The sequence below is a fragment of the Bacillus sp. FSL P2-0099 genome, from assembly GCF_038007445.1.
Classification (GTDB): domain Bacteria; phylum Bacillota; class Bacilli; order Bacillales; family Bacillaceae_G; genus Bacillus_A; species Bacillus_A mycoides.
Window position 1 is genome coordinate 1,101,355 of sequence record NZ_JBBOXE010000001.1, and the last position, 21,329, is coordinate 1,122,683.

The 21,329-nt window shown below is 34.2% G+C and carries 21 protein-coding genes and 2 pseudogenes; 17 read left to right on the forward strand and 6 right to left on the reverse strand.

What is annotated here, in order from left to right; genetic code table 11:
- Positions 1-91: 91 nt before the first annotated feature.
- Positions 92-1,069, forward strand: coding sequence for an HD domain-containing protein (locus tag MKY90_RS05580; RefSeq protein ID WP_098167243.1), 978 nt, complete (start codon positions 92-94; stop codon positions 1,067-1,069).
- A gap of 484 nt (positions 1,070-1,553) precedes the next feature.
- Entirely contained in the window at positions 1,554-2,165 is a 612-nt protein-coding gene (locus MKY90_RS05585) for a hypothetical protein (RefSeq protein WP_341090717.1), read from the forward strand.
- 67 nt (positions 2,166-2,232) lie between these two features.
- Here the strand turns inward: MKY90_RS05585 and MKY90_RS05590 are convergent, their stop codons facing one another.
- Positions 2,233-3,354, reverse strand: a complete 1,122-nt coding sequence (locus MKY90_RS05590; protein ID WP_201066359.1) for an anti-sigma factor — start codon at positions 3,352-3,354, stop codon at positions 2,233-2,235.
- Positions 3,355-3,359: 5 nt separating this feature from the next.
- Positions 3,360-3,845 (reverse strand): RNA polymerase sigma factor, encoded by a 486-nt coding sequence (locus MKY90_RS05595; RefSeq protein ID WP_097810055.1) that lies wholly within the window; start codon positions 3,843-3,845, stop codon positions 3,360-3,362.
- Positions 3,846-3,981: 136 nt separating this feature from the next.
- Between MKY90_RS05595 and MKY90_RS05600 the strand changes: the two genes are divergently transcribed.
- Positions 3,982-4,884, forward strand: coding sequence for an AraC family transcriptional regulator (locus MKY90_RS05600; protein ID WP_002030329.1), 903 nt, complete (start codon positions 3,982-3,984; stop codon positions 4,882-4,884).
- Positions 4,885-5,036: 152 nt separating this feature from the next.
- On the opposite strand, the gene MKY90_RS05605 is transcribed toward MKY90_RS05600, so the two are convergent.
- Positions 5,037-6,779: an ATP-binding response regulator gene (locus tag MKY90_RS05605; RefSeq protein WP_215552778.1), complete on the reverse strand. Its 1,743-nt coding sequence runs from the start codon at positions 6,777-6,779 to the stop codon at positions 5,037-5,039.
- A 9-nt stretch (positions 6,780-6,788) separates the two neighbouring features.
- Complete coding sequence (locus MKY90_RS05610) at positions 6,789-7,490, reverse strand: response regulator transcription factor (protein ID WP_002064182.1); 702 nt, start codon at positions 7,488-7,490, stop codon at positions 6,789-6,791.
- 139 nt (positions 7,491-7,629) lie between these two features.
- Here MKY90_RS05610 and MKY90_RS05615 point away from each other — a divergent pair, with 139 nt between their 5' ends.
- The 9 genes from MKY90_RS05615 (at position 7,630) to aceA (ending at position 17,717) form a co-directional block, all read left to right on the forward strand.
- Positions 7,630-8,478, forward strand: coding sequence for a CPBP family intramembrane glutamic endopeptidase (locus MKY90_RS05615; RefSeq protein ID WP_098167247.1), 849 nt, complete (start codon positions 7,630-7,632; stop codon positions 8,476-8,478).
- 1 nt (position 8,479) lies between these two features.
- Positions 8,480-8,836, forward strand: a complete 357-nt coding sequence (locus MKY90_RS05620) for a hypothetical protein (RefSeq protein ID WP_141506883.1) — start codon at positions 8,480-8,482, stop codon at positions 8,834-8,836.
- Between the two features lie 31 nt (positions 8,837-8,867).
- Positions 8,868-9,167 (forward strand): hypothetical protein, encoded by a 300-nt coding sequence (locus MKY90_RS05625; protein WP_088292285.1) that lies wholly within the window; start codon positions 8,868-8,870, stop codon positions 9,165-9,167.
- 222 nt (positions 9,168-9,389) lie between these two features.
- Positions 9,390-10,658, forward strand: coding sequence for a M48 family metallopeptidase (locus MKY90_RS05630; RefSeq protein WP_088038842.1), 1,269 nt, complete (start codon positions 9,390-9,392; stop codon positions 10,656-10,658).
- A 135-nt stretch (positions 10,659-10,793) separates the two neighbouring features.
- Complete coding sequence (locus tag MKY90_RS05635) at positions 10,794-12,521, forward strand: methyl-accepting chemotaxis protein (RefSeq protein ID WP_098167248.1); 1,728 nt, start codon at positions 10,794-10,796, stop codon at positions 12,519-12,521.
- A 219-nt stretch (positions 12,522-12,740) separates the two neighbouring features.
- Positions 12,741-13,640 (forward strand): DMT family transporter, encoded by a 900-nt coding sequence (locus MKY90_RS05640; protein WP_215552776.1) that lies wholly within the window; start codon positions 12,741-12,743, stop codon positions 13,638-13,640.
- A gap of 343 nt (positions 13,641-13,983) precedes the next feature.
- A complete protein-coding gene (locus MKY90_RS05645) occupies positions 13,984-14,640 on the forward strand; it encodes an S-layer homology domain-containing protein (RefSeq protein WP_098167250.1) in 657 nt (218 codons plus the stop codon).
- A 184-nt stretch (positions 14,641-14,824) separates the two neighbouring features.
- Positions 14,825-16,414 (forward strand): malate synthase A, encoded by a 1,590-nt coding sequence (gene aceB / locus MKY90_RS05650; RefSeq protein ID WP_242246153.1) that lies wholly within the window; start codon positions 14,825-14,827, stop codon positions 16,412-16,414.
- 25 nt (positions 16,415-16,439) lie between these two features.
- A complete protein-coding gene (gene aceA / locus MKY90_RS05655) occupies positions 16,440-17,717 on the forward strand; it encodes an isocitrate lyase (protein WP_002140795.1) in 1,278 nt (425 codons plus the stop codon).
- 136 nt (positions 17,718-17,853) lie between these two features.
- Here aceA and MKY90_RS05660 read toward each other — a convergent pair whose 3' ends face one another.
- Positions 17,854-18,348, reverse strand: coding sequence for a DUF6584 family protein (locus tag MKY90_RS05660; protein ID WP_002011284.1), 495 nt, complete (start codon positions 18,346-18,348; stop codon positions 17,854-17,856).
- Between the two features lie 275 nt (positions 18,349-18,623).
- Here MKY90_RS05660 and cspA point away from each other — a divergent pair, with 275 nt between their 5' ends.
- On the forward strand, positions 18,624-18,827 hold the full coding sequence (cspA, locus tag MKY90_RS05665) for an RNA chaperone/antiterminator CspA (RefSeq protein WP_002011282.1): 204 nt from the start codon (positions 18,624-18,626) through the stop codon (positions 18,825-18,827).
- Between the two features lie 26 nt (positions 18,828-18,853).
- Positions 18,854-19,115 (forward strand): annotated as a pseudogene (locus MKY90_RS05670) (hypothetical protein).
- A gap of 50 nt (positions 19,116-19,165) precedes the next feature.
- On the opposite strand, the gene MKY90_RS05675 reads toward MKY90_RS05670, so the two are convergent.
- Complete coding sequence (locus MKY90_RS05675) at positions 19,166-19,351, reverse strand: hypothetical protein (protein ID WP_098167252.1); 186 nt, start codon at positions 19,349-19,351, stop codon at positions 19,166-19,168.
- Positions 19,352-19,644: 293 nt separating this feature from the next.
- Here MKY90_RS05675 and MKY90_RS05680 point away from each other — a divergent pair.
- The 3 genes and pseudogenes from MKY90_RS05680 to MKY90_RS05690 all read left to right on the forward strand — a co-directional run.
- Positions 19,645-19,731, forward strand: a pseudogene (locus tag MKY90_RS05680) (RNA-guided endonuclease InsQ/TnpB family protein); the annotation flags it as partial.
- Between the two features lie 49 nt (positions 19,732-19,780).
- Positions 19,781-20,362, forward strand: coding sequence for a competence protein ComK (locus MKY90_RS05685; protein ID WP_002011279.1), 582 nt, complete (start codon positions 19,781-19,783; stop codon positions 20,360-20,362).
- A 334-nt stretch (positions 20,363-20,696) separates the two neighbouring features.
- Positions 20,697-21,290: a TVP38/TMEM64 family protein gene (locus MKY90_RS05690; RefSeq protein ID WP_002011278.1), complete on the forward strand. Its 594-nt coding sequence runs from the start codon at positions 20,697-20,699 to the stop codon at positions 21,288-21,290.
- Positions 21,291-21,329: the final 39 nt, after the last annotated feature.

A 21,329-nucleotide genomic window follows, 5' to 3' on the forward strand; every position in this document is an offset into this window, starting at 1 on the left:
AAAGGTACAAAATATTCGAGTGAAGTTCTTTATTTACTCTCTGAAAAAAGAGATACTATAAGAAGACTCTGCTTGAAAAGGGGGATTTTAAGTGATCATATTAGATGTCATATACGGTGAGTTTAAAGTAGATAAAGTGTTAGAAGAATTAATTTTAAGTAAACCTGTGCAAAGGCTGAAAGGGGTCCATCAGGCCGGAGCAAGTTACTTAATGAATGAGAAATGGAATGTAACACGTTTTGATCATTCAGTTGGTGCTATGTTGTTAATTAAAAAACTTGGTGGTTCAGTAGAAGAACAGATTGCTGGTTTACTGCATGATGTATCGCATACTGCTTTTTCCCATGTGATCGATTACGTTTTTGATAACGAAAATGAAAGTTATCATGAAGAAATATTTAGTTCTGTCGTGAAAAACTCGGAAATCCCGGCGATTCTTTCAAAACATGATTATAACTATGAAGATATTTTGTTAGATGATTCGAAGTGGACATTACTTGAAAAATCTGCGCCAGAATTATGTGCAGACCGAGTGGATTACACATTACGGGATATGTTTACATATGGATATATTTCTTTAGAAGAAGTTCATAGTTTTTTAGAGGATTTAATCGAAGTAGATGGGAAAATGGTTCTTCAAAATATTGAAATTGCAGAATGGTTTACGAAGACGTATTACAAAGAAGTAATTGATTTCTTTATGAAACCAATGAATATTTATGGAAACGATATGTTAGCTAAAACGTTAAAATTAGCTCTTCATAAAAAGATAATCCATCCAGATGATTTTCTTCTTGAAGATCATGAGCTTATTACGAAATTGCGGCTATGTAAAGATCAAGAAGTAGATGCTTTATTAAGAAAAGTTCATCCAAGTATAGAAGTAAAAGAAGATAGAAATGAGTATGATCTACATCAGAAAAATAAAGTGCGTCTTATTGATCCTCCATTACTTCGTGAAGGTGAAGTTGTTCGATCGTCTGTTGTATCGGGAAAAATAAGACAGATGAGCGATATCGCTTATGAAAAGGCGATAAGAGGGATGTATGTGAAAGTGATTTCTAATTAGTTTATTTGTAATAGGAAAAGGTGTCATCAATTATGATGACACCTTTTCGCTTTAAAGGGTTGTTCGTATGGAAATGTGTTACATTTTTACGAGACTATAATATTTTACCAGAGAAATACCTTTTATAGTAAAAAAAAATTTTTATAAAGTTTTCCATCAAAAATAATTTGTGAAAAAAGTACTAATTTTTAATGTGACAAAAATAATATATTTTTCAATAATCGCTTTAGAATCTTTCGTTCTTTATATATGGATTGTTATATTTTTTAAGGTAATTTAAAGGTTTTTGTCGTTTTTTGTTGTAATTTTCATATTATGATAAACATAATGTCCGGAATCAACCATTATAACAGAAAAATTTTAAAAAAACAGAATTGAATCATATTGCTTATTTTAATATAATTTATTTGTTAATTAATAACATATTTAGGGTATGATTCTTTATTGCGGTGAGAATTCTTTTTAGCATAGGAGGATTTACAGAATGGTTAAAACGGCAAAACCTGAAATGATGAATGAATTAAAAGAAACAGTTTACAAATTCTTTCCGAAAAATATTGTGAAAGAAAAAGGATTGTACGAGGAGTCCAAAGAGCATAAAAAGTTTGTAGACTTGAAAGAGAATTTTATAAAAAACGAAAGCTCTCAAAAGGAAATTTTGTCTTTAATCGAGTCAACATTTTGTGATTATCACGTGTCAGACTATACAGATTTAAACCTATATAATTGTCTAGAATATAATGTGTTACTAAATGGAAAAGAACCGATGTTAAATGATGATATTGATTGGATACGAAAATCAAGAGGCGAGCGCCTTGATTTAGGGGTTTTTGTTAGCTTACTTGATAAATATTATTATTACTACGTATTAAAAACAACATATGATGAAGATGTAAGGGAATGGACTTTTGAAACAATCGATGTAGAAATGGATACCATTTGTGAATTTGATAAACTAATGAATACAAAAGGATTTGTAAGAGTAGAACGAGAGGTTGCTAGAACTGCAATTCCTGATATAGAAACGGAATGTTTACGTATGGGGGAAGTTAACGTATTCCACGCTTTGTTCACAGATTCTGTTAGTGAAATATAGGTTTTAAATTATTAAAAAGGTTGTGTAGAAAATAGCTGCTATTTTCTACACAACCTTTTCATTTTCACTAATCAAACCAATTCCAAACCTCAATATCTCCAAGAGTCGCATAACGTACGTGCGGGGAGTTTTGTAATTTTAATAATTCTTTCGACGGCCCCGTAATGACAATGCCGTATACTTTTACGCCGTTATCTTTTACATATTTATAACGTTTATCTAAGTTGAGTTCTTTCTCAGGAAGTGCTGCTATTTTACTTACTGTTTTTTTATGGATAGAAAGGACGCGCATCATTTCGATTACTTGATCTTCTGGCATTTTGTACTTGTCTGCGTTACTATCTAGAAATCTTACATGTTCTGGAAATCCTATAGCTTCTCCGCCATGTAAGATATAGTCATCTACATTTTTTCTTTCTTGTCCTGTATCTAAAGCGTACCATACAGGAGTTGGAGGGAGTTCTTGTGCTTCGAATATGCTATATAAAAGCGGTTCTAATTCTTTTAAAGTGTAAGTTTTATCAAAAGAAATTGCTACTTCTGCAACGGTTCCATCATGTACTTTTGCAAGTGTATCCCATACTTTTTTTGAGGAATCCTTTAAATAATCACCTTGCTTTGTTTTGGGATGAACAAAGAAGAGTTTTGGTTGATAGAACGGATTCATCCAAGTTTGTTTCGTGACATCTACAGATGATAAGAAGCTTTTTGTTTCTACTGTACCGAGTGGCATTTCTTTTTTACCGACGGTTCTTACTAAATCGAAGCTGCTGTTCGTACGGAAAAAAGCTTCTACACTTGTTCCGCCCCCCATAACACGGCTATTTGGGATAGTTGCTTCAAGTGCAAGCGAAGGAACTTCTCTAATTTCTTCTAGCCTTTTATCATTATTAGCTTGAAAATAAAAGGCTGATAATACCCCACCGATTATATATATAACGATGCAAATGGATAATATAAAACCAAACGTTTGTAACCGATGTTTCCACTTAATTCTCCAAAAAGGAACTTTAAGATCTTTTGGCGGTAATTTTTTCTTTACGGGTTCACTCTTCGCAAGCAATTCATCTAAATGAGCTTCACATTCTGCACAAGTTTCTATATGACTTTCTAACTGTTCTTGTTCGTCATGTGTGAGCGTTCCTTTTTCGTATTTCGTCCACAGTTTTTTAAACTCTGCACAACCCATCTGTATCACTCCTTTATGCTTTTCGTTTCTTTTCGTCCTCGGTGTAATTCAATTTTTACTTTTGCTAACGAGAGGTTAGTCATTTCTGCTATTTCCTTATAGGAGAATCCGTAGTAATCTCGTAGTAGTAACACATTTCGTCTTTCGAGTGGAAGAGAGGATATACTTTGTAACCAACTAGCAATCTCATGTTTTACGAAATAAGAGTGTTCTGTACTTGGCACGTTTGGTAAATGGAATTCTTCAATTTGCGTTGTTTTATACTTCTTTTCTTTTCGGTACCAATCGATAAAGGCGTTGTAGGCGATTGTAAATAACCACGGCCTAATTTCTTCTCCTTTATAATAGTCAATATGGACGAGCATTCGGTAAAATGTTTCTTGCATGAGATCTTCAGCACTATGAGAATCTCCGGTTAGGGAGAGAAGATAGCGAAATAAATCTTGCATATGCTCTGAGTAAATTTCTTCTAATGATTGTTTGCGTTTCACTACATTTCCCTCCCTTCATACATAACAACGAAATACATATAAAAAAGTTACAATTTTTACGAAATTATAGTAAAAAACGTCAAGAATTGGATAGGATTCTCTTTTATCATAATACATATAAGGCGGGTGAACAGAGATGGAAAGCTATGAAACACAAATTCAAAGGTCAATTGATTATATTGAGGAAGATGTAATGGAAAAACAAACGCTGCGTAATTTAGCACGTGTTGCAGGTTTTTCTGAGTCGCATTTTCATCGTGTATTCCAGGCGTTAGTAGGCGATACAGTAATGGAGTATGTTCGAAAGAGGAGGTTAGCCCGGGCAGCTTATCAACTTTCTCATACGGATGAAAAAGTTATTGATATCGCATTTGAGCATGGCTTTCAATCTCATGAAACGTTCACGAGAGCCTTTAAAAAATTATTTCAAATGACACCAAGTGAATATCGAAAACAAGAAATTGAAACACCAATGTATTATAGAGTGAATGTAAAGCAAAGAAAATTAAATCCATATTTAGGGGGCATACAAATGGAATATCGTATTGTAAATAAACCAGAATTTTTAATGGCGGGTTATGAGCTGAAGACGACAAGTAAAGAAGGAAAAAACCATCAAGACATTCCAGCATTTTGGCAAGAATATTTACAAAAAGATCTTGGAACGACGATTCCGAATCGTAAAGATACGAGCCAATGGGTAGAACTTGGATTATGTACTGATTTTAATTTAGAAACAGGGGACTTCACTTATATTATCGGAATGGAAGTTACAGACTTTGAAAATGTACCAAATGCAGTTGCAAAGCGTACATTCCCAGCGGCGACATATGCAGTATTTACAACGCCGAAAGTTCCTCATGAAGAAATGGTATCGTCTATTCACCAAACGTGGAATGCAGTATTCTCAGAATGGTTCCCGCATTCAGGATACGAACATTGCGGCGTTAATGAGTTTGAGCTATACGATGAACGTTCCCATGCAGATAAAAGTGAGTTCGCTCAAATTGAACTTTGGATACCGGTGAAGAAGAAATAATAGAAAGAAAGACCGTTCAAAAGGTATTTTTGGACGGTCTTCTTTTATTAATAGGTTGCTACTATTGTTGTGTTTTATAGTAAGTCGATATAATTTCATTTACTAGCGCACTGTTCCGAAAAGAGAAAGGTGCTTTATAAAAGCACCTTTTCCTACGAACTAAATGGAAACACAAGTATAATCGTCGTTCCTTTTCCAACTTCACTATCAATGAAAATCGTTCCGTTATGGGCATGAACGAGCTGTTTTGTAATGGCGAGACCAAGTCCAGTTCCGATGTTGCTTTCTTCTGTATTCGTTCCTCTGTAATATCGCTCGAATAGAAGTTCTTTCGTTTTATCATCCATACCTTTTCCATTATCTGAAATAGATAGTGTAAATGAATTTGCATTTTGCGAAAGCTTTACGATTACGTTTGTCGTTTCATTATTATGTTTTACAGCGTTTGCTAGTAAGTTTTCGATAATACGTTGGAACCATTTTTCTTCAATAAAATATTGGATTTTGCTTGAACTTGGCACGAATTCAATGTTTTGATTTTGTAGTGTCGGGTTATTAATAAATTGTAATAGTACTTTTCGGACGAACTGATTAATTTCAACATTTACGTGTTGCGCAGGCAGAGTATCATTTTTTAATTGATATGTTAAGCTTAAGTCGTCAATTAATGTAGTCATATATTGAGATTTTTCTTTCATTACATGGCCAAATTGTTGAATGTCTTGATCCGTCCAATTATATTGTTTCGATTCTAGTAATAATGCATAGCCGTATATAGAGCTAAGCGGTGTTTTTAGATCATGCGTCAGGCCGGTAATCCACTCTTCACGTGTTTGTTGCAGTACTTTTCTCATTGCATCGTTCTTTTTCAAAGTAATAGAAAGGTGCTCTAGTGAGTTTGTAACATCTTTAAATATGCGGAACGACCATTTTTCTTTACCGGAGCGCCGAAACCGAACAGGTTTGCCTTTTTTACTAACAGGTTCTTCATATTTTCCTCCGGCTATGTTTTTAAGCCAGCGCATCGTGTGTAATAAAGGCTTTCCAAACTTATTTCCATACCAAATTGAAAGAATGACTAAATAAGCAAACACAATAAGGAGGATTAAGCTGCATCCGATTAGAAGTTTCTTGGTAAATATATCATCTAATTCATCATCTGGATAATAATGAGCGTTTGGGGCGGATACAACGACGAGATGACCGCTATTTGAATCGTAAAAACTAGATGTATTTTCTTTATAATTCCACGGCTCTTTTTCATTAAGAGCCGTTTTTATAGCCGAAAATGTTTTTTTCTTCTCAGTTGGATAGGAAAAAACTTCTTCGCCATTGTTATTAAATATTTGCAGTGTTGCTTTTTCTTTAGAAAGTAATTGTTTTTCTTGTTCAGTTAATGCAAATTCATTTAATGATAAAGAAGGGTGTCCTTGTTGTATCGTTTTTAGTAATGCATTACTTTTTAGTTTGGCACCGTAAATAACGATCACTGGTTTCTTTTCTAATTTAATTTCCCAATAGTTAAATTTATAAATATTGTTGTTACTATTCTGTAAATACGTAAGTAAGGATGTCTTTGTGTAAGAGGTCGGAACATCGTTAGGCGTATTAAAGTTGTAAAGGACCTTTCCATCTTCAGCTACAATTTGAAGCCAATCACTCTTTTCTGTTATTAAATCTTTTACCTCAGATTTTAAAGTAATGTTATTGTCTTCAGAAGAAATATATTCGGAGATTGTAAAGGTATCATAATCAGAAATATTAGGTTCATATAAAGTACTATTAAGAAGAAAAATTAAATAAGAAAAAGAAGCAATTACTGCGATAAGTAACGTAACTAAGACAAAAACGTGTTGTAAAATAAACTGGATTATAAGTCGTTTATTAAAATTCATATCTTTAACCTACTTTGTAATGAACTTATAGCCAAGTCCACGAACTGTTTTTATGTATTCTGGTTTACTTGGATCTTGTTCAATTTTTTCACGTAGTTTTCGAATGTGAACCATAACAGTATTATCATCTCCATTATAGGCAGGTGCTCCCCAAACTTTTTCGTATAATTCTTCCTTCGAAAATACGTAGTTCGGATTCTCACAAAAGAATAGTAGTAGTTGAAAGAGTTGAGCGGAACATTCGACAACGTTTCCATCTACTGTTAGTTCCGCAGAATGTTGATCAATTTCAAATCTCCCAAAAGAAAAGGAGTATATTCTTTGTTCTTGTATGTTTTGTTTCATATGTCTTCGGAGTTGAGCTTTCATACGAGCGACTACTTCTAGTGGATTAAATGGTTTCGTAATGTAATCATCCGCACCGTATGAAAATCCGGAAATTTTATCTACATCAGATGTTTTTGCTGTTAGGAAGAAGATAGGGCAATCCGTTTTTTGGCGAATGATTGGACAAATGTCAAAACCGGATTGTCCAGGAAGCATTACATCTAAAATAATTAAATCGTAATTGTTTTGCTCGGTGAGAGATAAGGCTATTTCCGCAGATGTTGCAGTTGTAATATGAGAAAAACCTTCTTTTTCAAGAATGGTAGTTAGTAATTGTAAAATTGCTGTTTCATCATCAATGAGTAGAATATTTGCGTGATACATATGAATCCCTCCTAATTTCCTCGAATATCATATCATCTTTTTGTAACTTATGGAATTTTTAAGGAAATTTTAAGGTTTTCTTTCACAAAAAATTAAGATTCAAATGATATGATAAAAGTAACATGGGGAGGAGATGAATGTGAATCCGTTTCAAACGATGCGAGCTAGATATTTTTTAATTGTATTTGCACTATTAATTTTAATAGCACGAAGCAGTAATGAATTGCTAGAAAGTACATTTCATATACAAAATTCATCTTTTATAAATATGCTTATATTTTATATCCTTCCAATAATATGGCTTTTTTACGGATATAGAAAGCATCGTGTTTCATTTTCATTATTTATTAATAGAAACGAAACATTTAACCTAGTGCAAGTTTTGTACATCGCGATTATGCTTTGTATGTTTAGTTACGGCTATCTTATTTTATATATGTACAGCTTTGCATGGATTACACCAGATTTTATTATGAATGCCTTGCATGAACCGATTATAGATAGTACCGGGGGATATGTATTTCAATTTATTAGGGTTGTATTTATCGCGCCTATTGTCGGAGAGTTTGTTTTTCGAGGGTTTTTACTGCAGCGTTTTGCAGCAAAATGGGGTACTAGTATAGCAATGGTCGTTGTAGCACTTTTATTTGCGATATTACATGTCGATTTTCTCGGTGCCGCCGTATTTAGTATCGTATTATCAATCGTATATATTCGTACGAAAAGCTTACTCATGCCAATTGCGATACATATGTTAAACAATACATTTGTACTCTGTGCATCTTTCCTAGTAAGTAGAGAAAAAATCATGAGTTTTGCAGATTTCTCAAACTATACGACGTTCTTTCCAGGACTTATTATTTTTATAACGGGATTAAACTTAGTACTCATCTTTTTATTTGTTAACCGCAAATATTGGAGTAAAGAAATGCCAGCTATATATGTAGAGCAGGAAAAAATCTTTTCAGACGTAGTGGGGAGTAAATGAGATGAAGAAAACGATTGAAAAAATATTGAAAGACATTATAGATTCTACGTCTATTACAGATATGTGTGATAGAAACGTTTGCCATTGGCTTCAACCTGTAGTAGATACGATTGTGTTTCCAGAGTATTACTTATTTTCTAGTACTCATTTAAAAGAAAATATTATTTCTCTTCTTATTGTGTTAGGGGTTTTACTAATATTTGGTCTAATTGTAGAAGAAATGATGAAGCGCATCTTCAGAAAAAATGAAGAGAAGTATATGTGGGTTCATAAAGTATTCGAGAAAGTAATAGTGGCTTTCCTTTTGTTTTATGGCATGAAAACAATCATTTACTTTATAGCTTTGAAACATCATTAATTCGAAATTTGAAAGGGATGTATAAAATTATATGAATGAAACAATATCATCAAATAAGTTTTTTTATTTGATTGTGCTTAGTATAGTGCTGATAACGACAGTCAATGTTATTCTTCGCTGGGAGGAAGCGTATTTCTTTATGTATTTAGCACTCCATTTGTTAGGAATATTATGTATAAGCGGCGGAGTAGTTGCTGAGAAAAAGCATGAAGAAAGTATTAATTATATGTGTGTGATGGGTCTTATTTTACTTTTAACTGTACAAGGTATTATGAAATATAGTTCTTTTTCTTTGCAAGATTTTAGTTTGTTAATAGATGTACTTCCTTAAGAAGGATTTTAAGGACTATGAATATATACGATATGTAAAAGGCACTGGTTTGTAAGTACATTTCTTATACCAGATTATGAGCCGGTGAAACTCTTCTTGTAATAGAAGAGTTTTTTTATGTAAATTGAACGAGCTAGAACAATTATCACGATTAGCTTGTTCTAATTTTGAAAGTACGAACTTACAATAATAATAGACAGGCAGCATAGAGGAGGGAATAGCGTGAGGAAAGTTATTGGGTGGTCGCTTTTTTTATACGTTGGGTTTGCGTTACTTATATATTGGTATTTATTTGGATGGAATCATGAACTCATTCCGGACATGTATAAAGGAACGAGTGCAGATCCAGAAACCTTTATGAATGCGAGGGAGCTTACGCTAAGTCAAGATTATTCGCGTGTGAAAAATTTACTGTTCTTTTTAGCGACGCCTCTTGAATGGATTATTTTATTATTTGTACTTGTGCTCGGTATTTCAAAAAAGTTTGAGAAATGGTCGAAGGAAACGACCAAAATAAATGTCTTACAAGTTGCGATTTATTTCTTTTATTTATCACTACTAACAACAGTTCTTGCATTACCGATGCAATGGATCGGGCGTAAAGTGTCCGTTGATTACGGAATATCTACGCAAAGCACACAAAGCTGGATAAAAGATCATGTCATCGATTTTTGGGTGAACTATGCGACTATGTTACTCATTGTTACGGTTTTGTTATGGCTCATCCGTAAATTCCCGAAGAGATGGTGGCTAGCAGGATGGGCGCTCTCTGTTCCGTTTACGATTTTCTTAACGTTTGTGCAACCTGTTGTAATTGATCCACTTTATAATGATTTTTCAACGCTGAAAAATAAGGAATTAGAAACGAAAATTTTAGCGATCGCAGATAAAGCTGATATTCCAGCTAAACACGTATATGAAGTAAATATGTCGGAAAAAACGAATTCGTTAAATGCGTACGTAACGGGAATTGGCCCTAACGCCCGTATTGTAATGTGGGATACAACACTTAAGCAATTAAAAGATAAAGAGATTTTATTTATTATGGCCCATGAAATAGGGCATTATGTTATGAAACATATATATTGGGGCGTTGCGAGCTATGTGTTGCTATCGTTTATAGGTATGTATTTAATTAGTCGTATTATAAATATGTGTATTCGAAAATGGGGAGATACACTGCAAATTCCAAAATTAGCATGTTTCTCAATTTTACCTTTATTTTTCTTAATTTCCTCTTTATTATCTTTTGCAGCACAACCAGCAACAAACTACGTTTCTCGTATAGAGGAACGAGCGGCAGATCAATACGCTTTAGATATGACGAAAGATGGAAATTCAGGTGTGAAAACTTTTCAATATTTATCAAAAACGAGCTTAAGCCAAGTAAATCCACCTGCGTTAGTGAAGTTTTTCTTATATACACATCCACCAATTTTCGAAAGAATTCATACGTTTGAACAATATGAAAAACAAAAAAACAAGAAGTAGCGATTATGCTACTTCTTGTTTATAGAAATATAAGTTTGGTATTGGGAATATTTATCATTGCTTTTTATTGTGATTTTGTAAATAATAAGCTATAAAATTCTAAAAATCTATATATAAAGGAATAAAGGTGGAAATATGTATTTTTTACAAAATTTAAAAGTGAAACATAAATTATTCTTACTTATCTCATTAGCAGTTTTGGGCATGGCAATTATGAGTTGTGTAGCAATTAATTCTATTAATAAGATTAAGCACGATACAGAGGTTGTAGTAGATGATTATCAAAATTCTGCAGTTTTATTAGAAGGAATGCTTCGTACACAAAATTCACTAGAATATAACTTACTAGAATTAATTACAACGTCACAAAATGAGGGGACAAATAAAGAAGGGATTATTGGTAATGTTGAAAAGGATCTTAAAAAATATGATTCTTTATTAAAAGAATATGATGATGGCGTTAATTTAAGTAAGCAAGAAGATGAACTGTTTCAGAAGATGAAGAAATCTTTGCCAAGTTATATGGAGACATATAAGAAGTTGTTTGACAAAGCAAAGGGAGCAAATGAATCTCAAATGGTAAACGAATTTCAAAAGGACTTAAAACCGAAGGGAGTAGAGTTAGCTGCTTATGCTGTAGATTTAGAAGAGTATGTTTCAAATTTAGCTGACCAAGTATTTAAAGATTCTCAAAAAATGATAGATCGGTCCGTTATTACCTTTATCATTCTTGCAGTAGTTACTACAATCATTATATGTATAGTAAGTTATATTATTAGCAAACTTATAGTTGCTCCTTTACAAACGGTTAGTCGTATGATGGAAAGAGCAAAAGAGGGAGATTTAACTGTACATGGTGAGTATAATGCTAAAGATGAATTAGGTATATTAGTAAGTGATTTTAACGAGATGATTGCAGGGCTAAGAACAAATATGCAAGAAGTAGAGAATAATATTCAGCTTTTATTCCAACATGCAGACGGAGTAGTATCTGCATCAGAAGTATCTAGCGGTGCAGCAAAGAAAATCACTATGGATATTGAAGAAGTTGCCAATGGCGCAGAGAGCCAAATGCAAGCAATGGAACAAACTGCGGGTGCGATGGAAGAGTTGACACAAGGAATGCAGAGTATAGTGAATACATCATCCTCTGTAAATGAATTGTCTGCTCAATCAGCATTAGATGCAGAGAGTGGTAACAAATTAATGAAACAAATGATTCAACAGATGGATACAATCCAAAATTCAGTACATAGCGGTGTGAAACAAGTAGAGACTATGAAAGAACAATCAGAAGAGATTGTTAAAATCATTGATGTTATGCAAGGTATTACCTCTCAGATTAACTTATTAGCATTAAATGCCGCAATTGAGGCTGCACGTGCTGGAGAAAGTGGTAGAGGATTTGCAATTGTGGCAGATGAAGTAAGAAAATTAGCAGAACAATCTAGTGATTCTGCAAAACAAATTGAGAAACTTATTATTCAAGTTATGGGAACAACGAACCATACGGTAGACATGATGGGGAAAGTAGATAATGAGGTACAGGCAGGTACACAAGTAGTGATGAATACAGAAAAAGTATTTGGAAAAATCACTGAAAAAGTGCAGCAAGTATCTAATCAAATTCAAACTGTATCTATGTCTACAGATGAAATTGCAGCGAGTAGTGAGGAGATTTCTGCTTCTGCAGAAGACATGGCTCAAATTTCCCAAAGATCATCTGATCGAACTGATAGGGTAAAAGAGTCTATTCATCAGCAAGAAAAATCAGTTCAAGAAATCTCAGTTTCAATTGAGCATCTGCATAGCGTAGCAGGAGGATTAAAGCAGATTGTTTCACAATTTACTCTTCAAAAATAGTATATTTAAGTTTATATATAGTGAAATTCCTCTGAATAAATAATAAAAAAATCATCCTTTATAAGAAATAAAGGATGATTTTTTTATTATGAAAATTTGGTGTGAACTCTACTTTTTACATTCTATTTTTTTACAGTTTTTCAATTGTGATATATAATGATATGTAATGTTTTTAGAATTTTTAGTTTATAAAGAGATGATTGTAGGGGGAGGAGAAAATTGTTTCATTCAAAATCAATGCCGGCTATAAAAATGATCCTTTCGATGTCTATTTTCGGATCGATTGGATTTTTTTCTGTCCAAACGGGTTTACCATCTTTTGAATTAGTATTTATTCGTTGTATTTGTGCGACTTTATTTTTAACGCTATGTTGGTTTGCAACAGGACAATATAAAAATGAGAAATGGAATAAAAAAGAAATTGTGCAAATATTAGCGTGTGGCGTATTTCTCGTTTTTAACTGGGTGTTTTTATTTAAAGCGTTTGAACTCATGTCGATTACAATTGCGATTTCAGTGTATCATCTCGCTCCAATTATCGTATTAATGATCGGTAGTATCGTATTTAAAGAGAGACTTACAGTATTTGCTGTTATGTCCATTGTTATTTGTTTTATCGGCACAGTGTTAGTAGCTGGAGTGGACGGTAGTATGTCGCTTGAGAAATTAATGTCATCTGGAATGGTATGGGCACTTCTTGCGGCTTTATTTTATGCTTTTACAACGTTGCTCGGAAAAGGAATTAAGCATACGAGTGCATATGCGATGACCTTTTTACAAACGTTTTTAGGTATATTTTTATTGCTACCATTCGTAGATTTCGGGAAGTTTCAAGGATTAACAGAGATGAACTGGATGATGATTACTGCGACAGGACTTATACATACTGGGTTTGTATATTACTTATTTTTTGACAGTTTAAGAGATTTACCGACGAGACTTATTTCTGTATTAGTGTTTTTAGATCCTGCTGTTGCAATTTTGTTAGATACGATCTTTACTGGATTCAGACCGACGAGTATGCAAATTGTAGGGATTGCCTTAATATTTGTAGGAATGGCATTTACTTTTCGAAAGAGAGCAGAGAAGGAACTATCGGTGAATACGAGTGCAACATAATCTACTTATCTCACTATTTGTAGCAATAAAGTGAAATTTCAAAATGCAAAGGAGATCATAAAGAGATTATAGAATACTTCATTATATATCACATTAGATTGGACACTTCCCTTTTGACAATAGAAGAAGGAGTAAGGTGGTAAAAATGTTTCTTCTAGAAGATTTGCATTTTATCGTACATTCATCAATAAATGAATACTCCTAAATCAGTGAAGCTTATGAAAATACATGACTAAAAATATTTGCTCATGTTATTTGGAAATGCTTCATATGTAGTATGGATAACTTCGTATTATCTATTATTTTTCTATTTTAAATTAAATAGAAATAGGGAGAGAGGACAATGAAGAAAAAAATATTGAGTGCTATGATGATTGCGACAATGGTAGGAGGACTATTTGTAGGAACGAATGTTGCGCCTGTAAAAGCGGAAGAGTATCCGGAAATGATTGTATTTGATGATGTTCCATACGGATATTGGGCATTTGATGCTATTATGGATTTAGCTTATCATAAAATTATAGTAGGGTATGGAAACGGAAAGTATGGTGTTGGAGATCTTACAACACGTGAACAAGTAGCTGGGGTTATTTACAGAACACTTGAAATGAAAGAAGAAGGATCAGTAGCGAATCCATATAAAGATCTGTCTGAAAGTACAACGAATTTCAAAAAAGAAATTTTAGCATTAACAAAACGTGGTGTTTTTCAAGGGGATGGACAAGGAAATTTTAGGCCGAAAGCGCCAATTTCCCGAGCAGAAATGGCTGTCGTTCTAAAAAAAGCATTTACTTTTGAAGTGAAACAAAAACATACATTTAAAGATGTCCCAAAAGGTCATTGGGCAGAAGATGCAATTAGTGCACTCCAATCTAATAATGTTGTAAGAGGAACTGGTAATGGTATGTATGAATTAAATCGCTTTGTACCTAGAGAGCAATATGCTCAGTTTATAAACAATGCGATTATTAATTATCATTTGAAAGAAGACTGGAAATAGAATAGGAAAAGGTCATTGTTGTATAACAGTGACCTTTTTTGTGTGAAATAAAGCGCGAAAGAAAGGCGGTTTGAAAAAAACGAAGTGAATTTTCAAAAAAAACTTCCTTTTCTGAAGATTTGTTATATAATATAAAACATAAAATCAAATCTGTTATAAAACAGTTTAAGAAGGGGATGCTAATATGTCGACGCAAACTTCACGGGTTACACTGGCCGGAGAAATGTTACCAGCGTACAACGAAATATTGACACCTGAGGCGCTTAGTTTTTTAAAAGAACTACATGAAAATTTCAATGGGCGCCGCATAGAACTTTTACAGAAGCGTGTGGAGAAACAAAAACGAATTGATGCGGGAGAGTTTCCGAAGTTTTTAGAGGAAACAAAAAGCATACGTGAAGGTGATTGGACAATTGCCCAGCTTCCGAAAGATTTAGAGGATCGCCGCGTGGAGATTACTGGGCCGGTGGATAGAAAGATGGTCATTAACGCTTTAAATTCAGGAGCACATCTTTTTATGGCAGACTTTGAAGATTCGAATGCACCAACTTGGAGAAATGCTGTCGAAGGTCAAATTAACTTACGAGATGCGAATAAGGGAACGATTTCACATAAAAATGAAAACGGAAAAGAATATCGTTTAAATAGTAAAACAGCTGTATTAATTGTGCGTCCGAGAGGGTGGCATTTAGAAGAAAAACATATGCAAGTTGATGGCAAGAACATGTCTGGCAGTTTAGTAGATTTTGGCTTGTACTTTTTCCATAATGCGAAGGTGCTTTTAGCAAAAGGAAGTGGCCCGTACTTTTACTTACCGAAAATGGAAAGTTACTTAGAGGCAAGATTATGGAATGATGTTTTCGTATTTGCTCAAAAGTATATCGGTATTCCGAACGGAACGATTAAAGCGACTGTGTTAATAGAAACGATTCACGCTTCATTTGAAATGGATGAAATTTTGTATGAACTAAGAGATCATTCTGCTGGTTTAAACTGCGGGCGATGGGATTATATATTTAGTTTCTTAAAGAGCTTCCGTAATCATAATGAATTTTTACTTCCGGATAGAGCGCAAGTCACGATGACAGCGCCGTTTATGCGCGCGTATTCTTTGAAAGTTATTCAAACGTGTCATCGTCGTAATGCGCCAGCAATCGGAGGGATGGCGGCGCAAATCCCAATTAAAAATGATCCAGAAGCAAATGAGGCAGCTTTCGAGAAAGTGCGTGCTGATAAGGAGCGCGAAGCTTTAGACGGTCATGACGGGACTTGGGTTGCCCACCCGGGACTTGTACCGGTTGCAATGGAAGTATTTAATCACATAATGAAAACGCCAAATCAAATTTTTAGAAAGCGTGAAGGAATACGTGTAACAGAAAAGGATTTATTAGAAGTACCGATGGGAACGATTACAGAAGGTGGTCTTCGCACGAATATTAACGTCGGTATTCAATATATTGCATCTTGGTTAAGCGGGCGGGGAGCAGCTCCAATTTATAACTTAATGGAAGATGCAGCAACAGCAGAAATATCAAGAGCACAAGTATGGCAGTGGATTCGTCATGAGGGTGGAAAGCTAAGTGATGGCCGTAATATCACTTTTAAATTAATGGAAGAATTGAAAGAAGAAGAACTAGCAAAAATAGAAAGAGAGATTGGTAAGGAAGCATTTAATAAGGGGAGATTTGAAGAAGCTACAAAACTGTTTACAAACCTTGTTCGTAATAACGAGTTCATGCCGTTTTTAACATTACCGGGTTATGAAATTTTATAAGAAACAAGAAAAGGGGATGGAACATATGAAAAACGAAAGAATTGATAAATTGCAGGAAAGCTGGGAATTAGATACGCGCTGGAAAGGGATAACACGTCCATATACAGCTGAAGATGTAATTCGTCTGCGCGGATCGATTGATATTGAACATACGTTAGCGCGCTGCGGTGCAGAGAAGCTTTGGAAATCACTTCATACAGAAGATTATATTAATGCACTTGGAGCATTAACAGGAAACCAAGCGATGCAACAAGTGAAGGCTGGATTAAAAGCAATTTATTTAAGCGGTTGGCAAGTAGCGGCAGATGCGAACCTTTCTGGACATATGTATCCGGACCAAAGCTTATACCCAGCGAACAGTGTGCCAGCTGTTGTAAAACGAATTAACCAAACACTTCAACGTGCTGATCAAATTCAGCATATGGAAGGTAACGGTGATACGGATTATTTCGTCCCAATTGTGGCGGATGCTGAAGCTGGGTTTGGTGGACAGTTAAACGTATTTGAATTAATGAAAGGGATGATTGAAGCGGGTGCATCTGGCGTGCACTTTGAAGACCAATTATCTTCAGAGAAAAAATGCGGGCATTTAGGCGGAAAAGTATTATTACCGACGCAAACAGCGGTGCGTAATTTAATTTCGGCACGTCTTGCTGCGGATGTAATGGGTGTACCAACAATTATCGTCGCAAGAACAGATGCAGATGCGGCAGATTTAATTACGAGCGATATCGATCCAGTTGATCAAGAGTTTATTACAGGCGAAAGAACGCCAGAAGGGTTTTATCATACGAAAGCAGGTCTTGATCAAGCAATTGCACGTGGTTTAGCGTATGCGCCGTATGCAGATCTCGTTTGGTGTGAAACGTCGGAGCCAAATTTAGAAGATGCAAAACGCTTTGCGGACGCAATTCATAAGAAATATCCAGGGAAGCTACTTGCTTACAACTGTTCCCCTTCTTTTAACTGGAAACAAAAATTAGATGAAAAAACGATTGCAAGCTTCCAAAAAGAAATTGCATCGTACGGTTATAAATTCCAGTTCGTAACGCTTGCTGGATTCCATTCATTAAATTACGGCATGTTTGAATTAGCGCGTGGTTATAAAGAGCGCGGCATGGCAGCGTACTCTGAATTACAACAAGCAGAGTTCGCAGCAGAGAAATACGGTTACTCTGCAACGCGCCATCAACGCGAAGTAGGAACAGGATACTTTGATGAAGTAGCACAAGTGATTACAGGCGGTACTTCATCAACGACTGCTCTAAAAGGATCCACAGAAGAAGAACAGTTTACGAAATAAAGGTATAAGTAGGTGCCCCAAAAAATATTTTTGGGGCACTTTTCTTATTTATTATTACGTCGCTGACATTGTTAAACTTTGTCGGAAAGTGGATGTAATTTTATTTGTCGTCGTATTGTGGAACGTTCACTTCTATTTAAAATATCCAATCTAATATGGTGAATATACCAACGATAGCAGTAAAAAGAAGGAATGCGAATAATGATAGACAGCCCCATGTAAATAGTTTGTCTTTCCATGTTTCTTCATAATCATCAATTAGTTCCTCTATCACTTTTTTCTGCAATGGCTGTAAGGGACGTTCGGTGTGTAGTCCTGTAATAATGTTACGATCTCCTTTGAATTTTAAAGCACGTACAATATGATAAGAGTCGTTTCCCATCGATTTTTCAAATTGTAGACATGCCGCGTGCATAACATCTGTTTTCTCTTTTTCAAGATACCAATACCGTCCGGCCATTTCTGGGTATTGTAATGTAAAGTAAATGTCCCCGAGTTTTTTCCTAAGTGCTAATTCATTCGGATAAGTAGTGATTAATCCGTGTAATCTATCTCTTGCTTTTCCAAGGTTGTTATTTTCAATATCTTTTTCAATTCTCTTTAATGTTTTTTTAGGGATTATTTCTGTCATACACGCCTCCTTATTAGAATAGGTATGGTTATATTTTATAAGAAATACTAAAATTTAGAAATTTTATTTTTAAAAAGATTGTACATTCTATTTTAAGTGTGTTATGATAATACCAGTTGAATAATTAAATTAAGCAATCCATATATTATCAAATGCCGAAAACAAACGGGAAAAAGTATGTGAGAACTAGTTTATGTTTCGAATTTGATAATGTGTGGATTCTTTTTTTATACATGAAGACTAAATAAAATGTATTTTCGTAGGAGGAAATAATTATGACAGTTACAGGACAAGTAAAATGGTTTAACAATGAAAAAGGCTTCGGTTTCATCGAAGTTCCAGGCGAAAACGATGTATTCGTACATTTCTCTGCAATCGAAACTGATGGTTTCAAATCTTTAGAAGAAGGCCAAAAAGTTAGCTTCGAAATCGAAGATGGCAACCGTGGACCTCAAGCTAAAAACGTAATCAAACTATAATTTTATAGTTTATTATAGAAAAAAGGATGGCTTATGCCATCCTTTTTTTTGTTGGTGAGATATACGATATTTATATTAGTAATAAAGACAGCCTAAAAAGTACGATTGAAGAAATAAAGGCGTACTCGAAAACTTATGAAAATGATAAAGTGACGGTAATTGATTTGAGGAAGTCTCATTCTCGGTATTTAGATCAAGAACCATATATAATCATAGTACAGGTTGAAAGAGATACAGAGAATCTTGGAAGAAAAAATAGTAGGTTTTTTTGAGGGTGAAGAAGAATGAAGGAAATGGCAATCAGTATGTAAAAAGGGCTTTCCGTAAAGGAAGGCCTTTTAGTGTTCTTTCACAGCTTTTTTCTTTTCACGTTTCTTGCATTCTGGACATTTAGATTTACGAAAAGACTTCGCGAAGAACAGTAAAATAAAAAATAAACCGAATATAATACTCGCTGAATTTTTTACGATAACAATGCTACTATTTTTCATTTGAATTGTTGGATGATCTTGCTTTTCTTCCATGAGAGACCTCCGTATATTTGATTTATATTTTAATTATAGCAAAATTAATTGCTGTAATTATATGAAAAGGGGAATGTGTTAAACATATTACAAATGATATAAATTCTTTTTTCGTATATAGAATCCTTTTTTTATACAGATTATTCCTTTGATATTCATATATCATTATTAACAGATTTGTATTATATTTGATTTATTATAAGTATTTGTAAAGAATCGTGGAATGTAAACCATTTCCTTTTCGTAGGTGCTACTATAAAAGGGAAATGAAGAAGGGAAATTAAATAGCAATCGAAAATTTAAAAAAGAGAGGTGAAAAATCTGTTACTAACAAAAGAGCGAGTATAGATAAAAGTATTCTTAGCGTGCAAAAACTACATACTCTAAGGATATACATTTGCCTATATTTGTAGTAGCAGACAGTAGACTATGGAAAGTAAAGTAGAACGTTATGTCGAAAACTATGTTGTAAGCAAAAATACAATGGCCTTACTTCCTGTTGTTCTAGGAGAAAAGAAAGTTGTTACGCGAATTGTAGAAATGGAAGATTCTTTTTTCGTATTTCAAAAGCCTCTTGATATTATAGAGAGAAGTTGCCGGAAGCATGGTTCTAGTTTCTTTGGAAGAAAAGAAGGAACGAAGGAGTTAACTCGTATTACACATAAAGCTCCTATCGCAATTAGCCCGACAGATCAACTTTATTTTTTCCCTACGTATTCTTATTCTCGAAAAGAGTGTGCGTGGTTATCTCATTTTCATATTGAAGATAATAAAGAATTAAAAGATGGAAATCTTATTATTAGATTTATAAATGGTTTCGCTGTGAAACTAGAAATGTCAAAAAGTAGCTTTGAAAATCAGCAAAATCGTACAGCGAAATTACGGACAGAGTATGAAGATCGTAAGAAAAAACAAGGAAATCCTTGCTTTAAAGAGATTGATAAAAATGAAGAATCTAAATTAACACCAGCATATGAGAAAGTGTATTTTGTGAAGGAAGGCGAAGTGTGAGAGGGAAAGGGTGGGGAGACTCATCCTTTTTATTTGTCTGTTTTTGTCGGAAAGTCGATAAAAATCAAATTGTGGTCGATGTATTCAGAAAATCACCAGTGTAATTTCATTTACCGAAAAAATCATCAAAAAATATTGTTCCTCAAACAACCAAACGTACAACAAACCTTGTCGAATATTGAAAGATTATCATAGCATAATAATGAAGGAATTCTAGCGAATGATATGGAAACTTTAATAAATATATCTCCATATGTCGTATCTACCATTTCCTCTTTCATTTAAGCGATGATACAGTAGAGGTAGTAATTAGAGTAAAGGGGTAAAGTGTAGAATGGATTTTCAAACGATCAAAGAGTATTTTTCACCAGAAAATATGGATCATATTGTTGAAAGTTATCGTGCGTTCGGACCGCTTCTCGGTATTGGCTTACCGATGATAGAGGCGCTTATTCCGGCATTGCCACTCATTGTGTTTGTGTTGGCGAATGCTGTTGCATTTGGTTTTTGGTTCGGTTTTCTTTATTCATGGATTGGGTCAGTAATTGGTGCAATGCTTGTATTTTTCATTATTCGTAGCTTTGGAAGAAGTCGTTTCTTTTCTTTTGTAAATAAGCATGAGAGAGTGCGAAAAGCGATGGGATGGATTGAAAGAAAAGGGTTCGCGCCAATCTTTGTTATATTTTGTTTTCCGTTCACACCATCTGCGCTTATAAACGTTGTAGCTGGTTTATCTCGCATTAGCGTAAAACAGTTTGGACTAGCATTAGCATTTGGAAAGCTTGTTATGATCTTTATTTTAACGTATATCGGTCATGATTTAGTGTCATTTATTCATAAGCCGGTGAAATCGGTTATTGTGGGCGTTGTTATTTTTATTTTATGGTATGTCGGTAAAAAAATTGAAGTAAAGTTAGAACTACATTAGGAAAAGTCTTCTTTGTAAAGATAAGCTTCATCATTAAAG

Bases quoted from the DNA above. Each gene is read 5' to 3' on its own strand.
- aceA (WP_002140795.1), top strand. From the start codon at position 16,440: ATGAAAAACGAAAGAATTGATAAATTGCAGGAAAGCTGGGAATTAGAT.
- MKY90_RS05620 (WP_141506883.1), top strand. From the start codon at position 8,480: ATGAAGAAAACGATTGAAAAAATATTGAAAGACATTATAGATTCTACG.
- MKY90_RS05685 (WP_002011279.1), top strand. From the start codon at position 19,781: ATGGAAAGTAAAGTAGAACGTTATGTCGAAAACTATGTTGTAAGCAAA.
- cspA (WP_002011282.1), top strand. From the start codon at position 18,624: ATGACAGTTACAGGACAAGTAAAATGGTTTAACAATGAAAAAGGCTTC.
- MKY90_RS05675 (WP_098167252.1), bottom strand. From the start codon at position 19,351: ATGGAAGAAAAGCAAGATCATCCAACAATTCAAATGAAAAATAGTAGC.
- MKY90_RS05635 (WP_098167248.1), top strand. From the start codon at position 10,794: ATGTATTTTTTACAAAATTTAAAAGTGAAACATAAATTATTCTTACTT.
- MKY90_RS05585 (WP_341090717.1), top strand. From the start codon at position 1,554: ATGGTTAAAACGGCAAAACCTGAAATGATGAATGAATTAAAAGAAACA.
- MKY90_RS05610 (WP_002064182.1), bottom strand. From the start codon at position 7,490: ATGTATCACGCAAATATTCTACTCATTGATGATGAAACAGCAATTTTA.
- aceB (WP_242246153.1), top strand. From the start codon at position 14,825: ATGTCGACGCAAACTTCACGGGTTACACTGGCCGGAGAAATGTTACCA.
- MKY90_RS05625 (WP_088292285.1), top strand. From the start codon at position 8,868: ATGAATGAAACAATATCATCAAATAAGTTTTTTTATTTGATTGTGCTT.
- MKY90_RS05600 (WP_002030329.1), top strand. From the start codon at position 3,982: ATGGAAAGCTATGAAACACAAATTCAAAGGTCAATTGATTATATTGAG.
- MKY90_RS05690 (WP_002011278.1), top strand. From the start codon at position 20,697: ATGGATTTTCAAACGATCAAAGAGTATTTTTCACCAGAAAATATGGAT.
- MKY90_RS05605 (WP_215552778.1), bottom strand. From the start codon at position 6,779: ATGAATTTTAATAAACGACTTATAATCCAGTTTATTTTACAACACGTT.
- MKY90_RS05645 (WP_098167250.1), top strand. From the start codon at position 13,984: ATGAAGAAAAAAATATTGAGTGCTATGATGATTGCGACAATGGTAGGA.
- MKY90_RS05590 (WP_201066359.1), bottom strand. From the start codon at position 3,354: ATGGGTTGTGCAGAGTTTAAAAAACTGTGGACGAAATACGAAAAAGGA.
- MKY90_RS05660 (WP_002011284.1), bottom strand. From the start codon at position 18,348: ATGACAGAAATAATCCCTAAAAAAACATTAAAGAGAATTGAAAAAGAT.